The sequence below is a fragment of the Streptococcus sp. 4094 genome, assembly GCF_013277125.1.
In the GTDB taxonomy this organism is placed as follows: Bacteria; Bacillota; Bacilli; order Lactobacillales; family Streptococcaceae; genus Streptococcus.
In genome coordinates, this window is record NZ_VMMI01000035.1 from 1 (window position 1) to 10,114 (window position 10,114).

General features: G+C 38.3%; 2 protein-coding genes and 1 pseudogene. All 3 read left to right on the forward strand.

Going from position 1 to position 10,114, the window contains the following annotated elements; translation table 11 throughout:
• Positions 1-88 precede the first annotated feature (88 nt).
• Positions 89-1,063, forward strand: a complete 975-nt coding sequence (locus HT721_RS08575; RefSeq protein ID WP_050260956.1) for an Rpn family recombination-promoting nuclease/putative transposase — start codon at positions 89-91, stop codon at positions 1,061-1,063.
• Between the two features lie 8 nt (positions 1,064-1,071).
• A pseudogene (locus HT721_RS08580) lies at positions 1,072-1,500 on the forward strand (hypothetical protein); the annotation flags it as partial.
• Between the two features lie 463 nt (positions 1,501-1,963).
• A partial coding sequence (locus tag HT721_RS08585; protein ID WP_173229591.1) for an Ig-like domain-containing protein occupies positions 1,964-10,114 on the forward strand: 8,151 nt, incomplete at its 3' end.

The following is a 10,114-nucleotide window of genomic DNA, read 5'->3' on the forward strand; positions in this document are numbered from 1 at the left end:
TGTTTTGAGCAACCTGCGGCTAGTTTCCTAGTTTGCTCTTTGATTTTCATTGAGTATAAAACTGTGGTATAATAAAAGGAGGAAAAGGATGATTCTAAGACATCCGGGCATCAGCCCAACTAACGATTTGGTTGCTAAGAAAATCTTTAGTAATCCAGAAATCACTTGTCAATTTATTCGCGATATGCTGGACTTGCCAGCAAAAAATGTGACGATTTTGGAGGGAAGTAATATTCATGTCTTGCCCTCCCTGCCTTACTCAGCGCAGGATTTTTATACCAGTATAGACGTCTTGGCGGAGTTGGATAATGGAACCCAAGTAATCATTGAAATTCAGGTACATCATCAGAATTTTTTCATCAATCGCCTGTGGGCTTACCTTTGCAGTCAGGTCAATCAAAACCTAGAAAAAATTCGTCAACGTGAAGGTGATACTCACCAGAGCTATAAACACATCGCACCAGTATACGCTATCGCAATTGTAGATAGCAATTATTTCTCAGATGACCTGGCTTTTCATAGCTTTAGCATGCGAGAGGACACTACAGGTGAGGTTTTAACCATCACCAATAACGGTCAAGAAAACCATCTGGTTAAGATGGCGTTCTTGGAATTAAAAAAATATAGAGAAACCAGCAAAGACGAGGTTCGCAAGCCGTGGTTGGAGTTTTTCGGGAATAAACCCTTTACCCAGCACCCCGAGCGAGCCATCAGCCAGGCAGACCAACTGCTGGACTACAAGAGCTGGTCCGAGGAGGACAGGAGAATGTTTAGTGAACAACGCAGACGCGAAGAACAAGCCTTGTTAGCGCATGACTATGCCTTGGAACAAGCTGAGGAAAAAGGGTTGGAACGTGGTCGTGCAGAGGGTTTAGAACGTGGACGAGCTGAGGGAGTTGAACAGGGATTGGAGCGCGGGAAAGTTGAAGGAAGGGAAGAAGGAAAACTTTTTGCCTTTCTGGATATGGTTCGTCAAGGTCTTCTAACACCTGAGGTTGCGAGTGAGCAATCAGGCATGACCGTTGCTGAGTTTGAAGAACTATTGAAAGAGCATCATAAATAAGATCTAACAAATACAGAGAAACCAGCAAAGATAGTATTCGCAAACCGTGGTTGGAGTTTTTCGGGAATAAACCCTTTACCCAGCACCCTGAGCGAGCCATCAGCCAGGCAGACCAACTGCTGGATTACAAGAGCTGGTCCGAGGAGGACAGGAAAATGTTTAGTGAACTACGTATGCGAGAAGAACAAGCCTTGTTAGCACATGACTATGCCTTGGAACAAGCTGAAGAAAAAGGTTTAGAGCGTGGACTTGAACGTGGCCGTGCAGAGGGTTTAGAGCGTGGACGAGCTGAAGGAGTTGAACAAGGACTTGAACGTGGGAAAGCTGAAGGAAGTTTGTCTATGCTACTAAATCTAGTTCGTCAAGGTCTTCTGACACCTGAGGTTGCCAGTCAGCAACTGGGTATGACCGTGGCTGAGTTTGAGGCGCTTTTGTAAGTTAGGGGATGTATCTAGCTTTTCCCTCAAAATCTTATCAGAGTGCTAGGAAACTTACATCGTATTTCACTATTTTCAGCAGAATGCTTCTGTTGATTTTATATCGAAAAAATGGCAGATTTTATCTTTCTATAGATAAGGTCTGTTTTTTATTTATATTAAATTTAAAATATTATCCATAATAAGGTTGATAGATAAGGGTGTGCATATATATATATAATCGCAAGAAAATACTGTTATATCGGCTTTTTTGTTACTTTTTTAGCGTCTCCACGAGACTGCTAAAAACTTCGCGTTTTGCTGTTCAAATTTGCGAAAATAGGATATAATAATACTATCTCAGAATTTGTCTTTTGACAAGTGTGGGAATAAAAAGAAACATATCCTTTCTTTAAATACCTAAAATATTTAAGGGGGGGGTATTTTTTGGTACCTCCAGAAAGGGAAAACGAGAGGTAAGATAATGAGAAAATCATATCGTGATGATAATGGTGAAAAAATTTACCGTTACTCAATAAGGAAATATCATTTTGGGGCTGCTAGTGTTGCAGTGGCGGCTCTGATGTTCTTTGCGAATGGGGTGCAAGCGCAGGCCCCTGCAGTGTCTCCAGTAACAGCTAGTGATGTAGTTGCTGGACCTTCTGGAAATTCAGATGAGGATCCACAGGACTCAGATGAGGAGAGTCCTGAGAAAACGGCAGTAGTTGAACAACCTGTTGCCCTCAAATCAGCAGGAGAATCTAGCGCTCCAGAAGCTAAAACTGAAGAAGGAAGTCAAGAAGAATCAGAAGCTGAAGTTAAAAGTCCTCAGCCTGAGACTAAGATAGATGAGAACGCAGAAGCTTCTCAAGTGGCGAAGGAAAAAGATCAGGAAGTATCAGCGCCAGTAGCTGACACAAGTGCAGCCAAATCGACACAAAGCACCCTAGAAGCTTTGTTGGCAAGTTTGACCTTAGACTCTATGAAGGCTCTCCACACTGAAGTGGAAGAAGGTCTCGCAAAGGCTAAGGCGGTCTTAGAGAATCCAAAAGCGACGCAAGCACAGGTTGATGAGCAAGTCAAACTCATGGAAGACCTGACTCGTCGGGTCAAGGAAGCTTTGTCACCTCAAGTTTCCACTCCTCCAGTCTTAGAAAAAGCAGGTCTGACAAACACTAGGCTGGCTGCTCCAGAGGGGACTGTACTAACTCCAAAGGAAGCTGTTACAAAAGTCCTAGAGAAGAATCCTGTAGCATCAACTAATGGAGAAGTTAGGACTCCATCAACTAAACTTTCAAAGTCAGAAGTTAGTGATAATCAGAACAAAGAAAAATTAAAAACGCTCTCAAAAGATTTATCTGCCTATCTGACACAGGCGAATGAAATCACACGTCCTGAGACTAAGAAACTTTTAGAAGGAGTAGAAGAAATTGTTAAATCAATTGAAGCTAGTGTATTACAACCTCAGTTAACACCAGCTGAAATTGAAGAACTCCTCAAAAAAGGAAAGCAAGCTGAGAAGAAACTTGCCTTAGCACTTACTCGTGAAAACTCTGGTAAACGGGATTTGCGAAATAGCAAACCCATGAAATTAGGGTCAGACTTTAGAGCTAATCCGACTGGTCTTAATACAAAAAGAGCCTATATTGTTAAAAATGGTGATGGTTCTGGATTGCCTGCCGAGACTTATTTGTATGCATTGAGAAGAAACATTAATGACAAACCTAGAGAAGAGAATTTAGTGCAAGTAAGTGATGCAGTGGCTGAAGCTAAGGTTACTGTTACAAACTTGGGTAATGGTGATTTCAAATGGGATTTGATTTTTAATAGTAGTACAAAACAAGGTCACCAAAATGCATTTTATTGGTTTACTTTACCGAAAGGACATACTATTACACAAACATTGGCAGTTACTAGGACACATGGGGGACATACCAAATCATTCGTTAGTGGAAGTCGTAGTTTTAACGAGGAATGGGGAGAGAGAATAAGAGAAACGATACAAGCAGGAAGAGCAACTTATGGTTCTGCTGCAGGTCCGACAGATTTTAATTCTAATTTCAATAGTCTTAGAGATGTGACGAATACTACTTTTATAGCTAAATCTGGTCAGAGTCAGAGAGTTGGAGATACTCCTACTGATAGTCAGAATTCAGATGGGTATTACTACCTAGGTCCTACTATAAATAAATTCCGTCAATGGCCACCTGAAACAGCAGTTTCTAAAGAAGTGGTAGATAGAGCAGATAGGAATATAAAAGGATTACATGAGAATTCTGAATTATTATATCACTTTACTTTGAGCGATGGAGAAATAAGGATTTCTTATAAAACACATACAAACAACCAGTATGCGCCTCTTTACTATGGAGCAGGTATGAGATCAGTTGAGCATAGTACGGCTCATATGTACTTCATGGCGAGAGGTTTACAAGAAAAGCCGAATGCTCCGACAGTTACACCTAATAATGAGGGGACAGTAACAGTGAATCCTTATTCTGGCCAAAATCAAAACGTGGATATGGTAGGAATCTCTTATAGGAATCAAGATAATGAAGAGAAAACGATAACCCTAACACGTAACCCTAAAGACGGAACGTGGACTAGTAGTGGGGATGGTAAGGATGGAATTCAAATCAATGGAAATTCATTCTCAGTAAAAGCAGGGTATGCTAAAGCTGGAACAGAAGTTAGTGCCATATCTTACTTTGGGAATAGTGATGCTAGTGATAGACATAAAGCGACTGTGCCAACAGACACACAACCTCCTGTAGTCCGTATAAATGGTGTTACATTGCCTGAAACTAGCCCGTCAGATGCTATCTATACAGTAACTCAAGGTGAGCGATTTGCACCAAATTTAGAAGCTTTCGATAATACAGGAAAGATTACTAAATTTGAAATCGGAGGAGACCCTCTTCCAACAGGTGTTAGTGTGTCAAGTTCCGTATCATCTACAGCTAACTATACTGAAACTAGTCCATATCGCCCTACATTTACAGGAAATGTTCCTAATAATTTTACTCCTGGATCGTATACACGTACTATCACGGTGAATGATGGGAAAACAGGTGATAAAATATATCATTTCAAATACAAAGTTCTTCCTAAGGCGCCAATGGTTACTACGGAAACAAAATACAATGGAACTTTAGTGTCGACTGACCGTAGCATTTCAGGAACGGGTCATCCAGGTGCGACGATTACAGTAACATTGCAGAATGGAACAACGGGAACAACAACTGTTGGGCCAAATGGTCAGTGGACTTATCGCTTAAAAGATTCCGAAATGTTGACGCAAAATGACAAACAAGATGCGACTACAAAATCTGAGAACCCAGTGAAGATTAAACAATCCTTGAATGAAGCGGAATCAGCTGAAACGAGAGTTAACGTCAAATTAGCTAGAGCAATCTCTATTAATACACCGGTTCAAGCAGGGCGTGATATTACCGTTAAGATCCCTCATGATGCTGGATTATTCTATGTACAGGTAAAAAGAGATAATCGAACGGTATACCAATATGATATAAAAAAAGTAGATGGAAATTGGAAACTAATAGGGACAGGAAATGCTCAACATACTGATTTAATAGTACAGGATGGTAATACCGTTTCTGAAAAAATATTGACCTTCCGTATTAAGGATAAAAAGAATAATATTCCGTTTACGCTTGCTGCAAATGATGATGTAACAATGAGGGTACATTATGATAATGATGCTGGAAATCCATCTGATCCGGCTAATGAAAATGGTGGGTGGGTTACTGCTGCCAAACCAACCAATATTAATCCAACCATCAATGTAAATGAACCAAATAGACATAATTACACAGCTGATGGTAGCCTGACAATAGCAGGATTGAAAGGTCTTGTGACAGCAACAGACCAAGAAGATGATGCAGACAAAACAGTAGGTCGTACTGCTAAGGAAAACTTAACTGTAACAGTTAAACAAGGAAATCAAGTTGTTAATCTAGGAAATGGCTACCTAAAAAAAGGTAACTATACTTTAACGTATGAAACAAGAGATGCGGCAGGTGTAAGTGTAACAAAAGAACATACAATTACAGTTTCATCACTTGCAGAGGCCTATGCGAACGATATTGTATATCCAACTGATAAAGTAGAATATGGTAATAATGATGTTACAAGTGGTAACTTTACGAAAAATATCAAAGGTAGTTTTGCTGAAAAGCTAAAACAAGTCAACCAAACGTTAAAAGGGAATCCTAAGTTTACAGCAGGGACAACAGATGAAACGAATAAAGTTGTCAAAGTGACTTTCTCTGATGGTTCAAGTATAGATGTTTCTCATGATAAAGTGGCTAAACCAACGGCGCCGGTAGTAACACCAAAAGGAGCGTATGCAGATTCACTAGACTCAACAGAGCGTAGTATTTCAGGGACTGGTATTGCAGGAGCAACTGTTAAGATTACGTTACAAAATAATAAAGAAGTTACAACAACAGTAGGAACTGACGGGAATTGGAAGTATGACTTAAAGGCTGGTGAAATATTAACTCAAAATAAATTAGCAGATAACACTAGTGGTTACAACGGTAAACAAGTAATAGTTAAGCAAGTTTTTAATAATGTAGAATCTGATACGACGAGTAAAGATGTTCTGATTGGATTCCCTACTTTAGAAAATAGTGTTGCTGCGGGTCGTGATATTAACTTTACGTTACCTAAAGATGTAGGATTAGCCTACATTCAAATGAATGATTACAGAGAAGAAATAACAGTTAAAAAAGAGAATGGAACATGGAAACTTGGCGGGAATTTTGCGGGTAAATTAAACTTAGAAATAGTTTCACAAGCGAATCCTTCAATTACGAAATTCCATATTAGTGTTAAAGACCCTAAAACGGAATCAAATATTCCTTTCAGATTACAAGCTGGAGAAAATAAACTTCGCTTACGTATGCACAAAGCGGATGCTGCAGGAAATTCAGTTGGAAATTCTTCACAAATTTATGTAGGTGAAAATCAGACACGTGCTGATTGGGTACGTGCAAATGTAACTAATACAAAACCAACAATTACAAATAAAGTCGACAGTAAAAATACTTATGTAGCTAGTGACAAATTAACAAGAGCGAAACTTTTGGAATTAGTGGTTGCCACAGATGTTGAGGATGATAATAATAAAACTGTAGGTCAAACGGCTAACCAAAAACTAACAGTGACTTCTATTACTAAAGACGGTAAAACCTTCAATCTCAACGATACGGATTATCTAAAAAAAGGTAGCTATGTAGTAACGTACGGTACAAGTGATGCTGCTGGAACAGCTGCGGATTCTATCACACGTACGATTGAAGTTAAATCAATTGCAGATGTTACGACAATTAATTTAAATCAAAAAGAGACTTTCAATGCGTCAGATGTTGCGGATAATGGTTTCACAGATGCTGTAAGAGGCAGATTTGTTGAAAAAATTAAACAACAAAATCAAAACTTGCCAACAACTGCTCGAGTAGAGAAAATGACGGATGCCGGTTTTGGAAACGTAGCTAAGATTACTTTTGAAGATGATTCTTACAAAGTTGTAACAGGAACAGAAATTGCAGTGCCAGTAGCGCCAACGTTTACAGGTTCGAGAGAATTTGGAAATGACTTAGGTTCGATAGAGAGAAGAATTGCAGGAACAGGTATTCCAGGAGCAACTGTCAAGATTGCGCTACAAAATAATAAAGAAGTAACAACGAGAGTAGGTGCAAACGGAAATTGGGAATATGAACTTCGAAATGATGAATTATTAACTCAAAATGAGAAACAAGATGCGAAGACAAAAGCGGCTAAAGGTGTTTCAATTAAACAAGAAATAAGTGGAATGACTTCGGCTTCAACGCTTGTTAAGGTTCGTTTAGGAGAAGCCAAATTTGAAGAAACTCCAGTTCAAGCAGGACGTGATATTGTTGTTCGTGTACCGCATGATGCTAGCCGTTTCTATGTCATCATTGCAAGTAAAGACGGAAGTAAGTATCAGTATGGAATTAACAAAACGGATAATGGATGGCAAGTAGAAGAACAACATCAACCTTCAGGAAGTAGCACATTTACAGCTACTGGAAAAACAACAACTGACTTTACGGAAGAAAGAAGTACAAATCCAGCTGAGAAAGTATTTAAATTACACATTAAAGATACTCATACAAAAAATGATATTCCGTTCACTATTCCTTCGTCTAATAATAGTGTAATTGCTCGTGTTCACTATGATAATGAGGCAAATAATCCTTCTGGTGATTATGCAAGAGCAACAGCAACGAATACCTTACCAACAATAGATAAAAAACCAGATACTAAAGAGGTTTATCATGCTGATGGGACTTTAACTTTAGCTGCATTGAAAAATCTTGTTACTGTAAGCGATGCAGAGGATACCCCAGCTCAAGGACAGCCAAAAACTGTTGGAGAAGGAACTTTAACTGTAAGTATTCAAAAAGATGGGGAAACTATAACGTTAGGAAATAATGACTATCTAAAAGAAGGAACTTATACAATTACGTATAGTGCTGTTGATGCTGCAGGAAATTACAATAATCAGGGAAATGTTCAGGCGGTTACAAAACAAATTACAGTAACGGTAAAATCTCTTAAAAATGTTTATGAAAGTGGGATTAAAAACACATCTGTTGTGTTGCAAAAAGACGATATTCAAAATGGTGAATTAACACAAGCTGCAAAACAAAAGTTAGTAACAGAATTACAAAAAGTCAATACTCAATTGCCAACCAATACAATAATAACAGTAAGTAAAGGAAATGATGTTAATAATACTGTTGAAGTGACCTACTCTGATGGTACAAAAACGCAAATGCCATTAAATAGATTGGCAACTATTAATAGACCAACAATTAATGGAACGTTGACAGATGCTGATCGCACGGTATCAGGTACAAGTTTACCGAATGCGACAGTAACACTTACTTTACAAAATGATAATAGCATTACTACTACTACAGCTAATAGCAATGGTGAGTGGAGTGTTAGTTTACAAAATGGACAATATCTTCGAAAAAATGACGCTTCGAACACAAAAACATTAAATGTAAAACAAACATTTAAAAATCTGGAGAGCGGAATAACATCTGCAAATATTGCAGAAGGAAGAACATTCGAAGGACTTTCGTTGAAGTATCTTGCAGGAAGTTCTGTAACAATTTCGCCTACAACTGCATTAGTATATAAAGAACAAAATAATAAAAAATCTTTACCGAATTACTTAACGGTTGAATGGAAAACTGCTCCAAACACAACAACAGTAGGTGATAGCACTGCAACATTAGTTGTGAAAGAAAAAAATGTTGATAATACAACTACGAAACTAACAGAAGTAACTGTACCTGTTACAGTATATCCAACAGCTGTGGCGAAACAAAGTTCATTCCCAACTGTATTAGAAAAAGATCATAATCCAACAGATGGTGTGAAACCTACAACTCCACTACCACAAGGAAAGGACGCAGCAAATTATATTCAATTTAAAAATGAAAATAATGGAAATATAAATAAACCTGATGATGTGACAGTTGGATGGGAAAGCAAGCCGGTTACTACTACTCCAAATCCTAATCAAACTGGACGTGTTAAAATTACATATATAATCACAAATGCTGACGGACAAGAGGTTAGCAATAGTGTGTATGTTGATGTAAAAGTCCCTGTTTTACACGTTACACCGATAAAGACAGAAGTAGTTGCGACGTTTGGAGGAAACTTTGAAAGTACATCTAACAATTCTTCTACATATTATAATCATAATGGTAATGATAGTTGGACTTCTTCAGTTTGGAAATCTTCATCTAATAACTACTATTCAGAGTATGCAACATATACTAGAAGCGCTGATAAACAAAAAGCAAATTACCTAGGAAAAGTTAAAGATAGAATTCGAGCTTATGTTTCGGATACAAAATCTCAGAATTGGAATCTGTATGAGGAATTTGATGTAACGTTTACTGTTAAACCAATAACGCCGACAGTAGAAGGTGCTACAACCAGTGCAACAAGCTTGACAGTAAACAACGTGAATAGTGGAACAACTGTAGAGCTTTACGATGTAACTGACACCACTAAAGATCCTGTTAAGATTGGTGAAAAAGTAGTGGCTAAAGAAGGCAACTACGATAAGAAAGATAATATTTCAGTTCCGTTAACTCAAGGTCAAACTCTTGCTGCAGGTAGAAAAATTATCGCCAAAGTTGTGTATACTTCCGGTAACGATAAAACAGAATCTGATAACAGTTCAGAAGTCGTTATTAAACATCCGAAACCAGCAGAGTTGACGTCAACGACGAAAATGAATGGTGAAACAGAAATCAATATACCGACTGATGCTGATGAAGTAATGTTTAGTATTTCGAAAGATAATGGATCTGCGACTAAAGTGGTAGCGAAAAAATCAGAAAATTGGTCATTATCGAATGGACTTATATCAAAATCTCCAGATAACACATGGAAATTTGGCTCTCATGAAGATGGAACATACACAATAACAGCGGTAGCTACAGCTGGAAATGGTGAAACGAAGAGTGATGAAACTACAACAGTAATCACATCAAACTCACATAAAGTTACAAAAGTAGACATCATTAAGAAACCAACAGACACGTTGAGTGGAGAC

What these genes read in the sequence shown, in the direction of transcription:
- HT721_RS08575 (WP_050260956.1), top strand. Translation starts at nt 89, where the DNA reads ATGATTCTAAGACATCCGGGCATCAGCCCAACTAACGATTTGGTTGCT.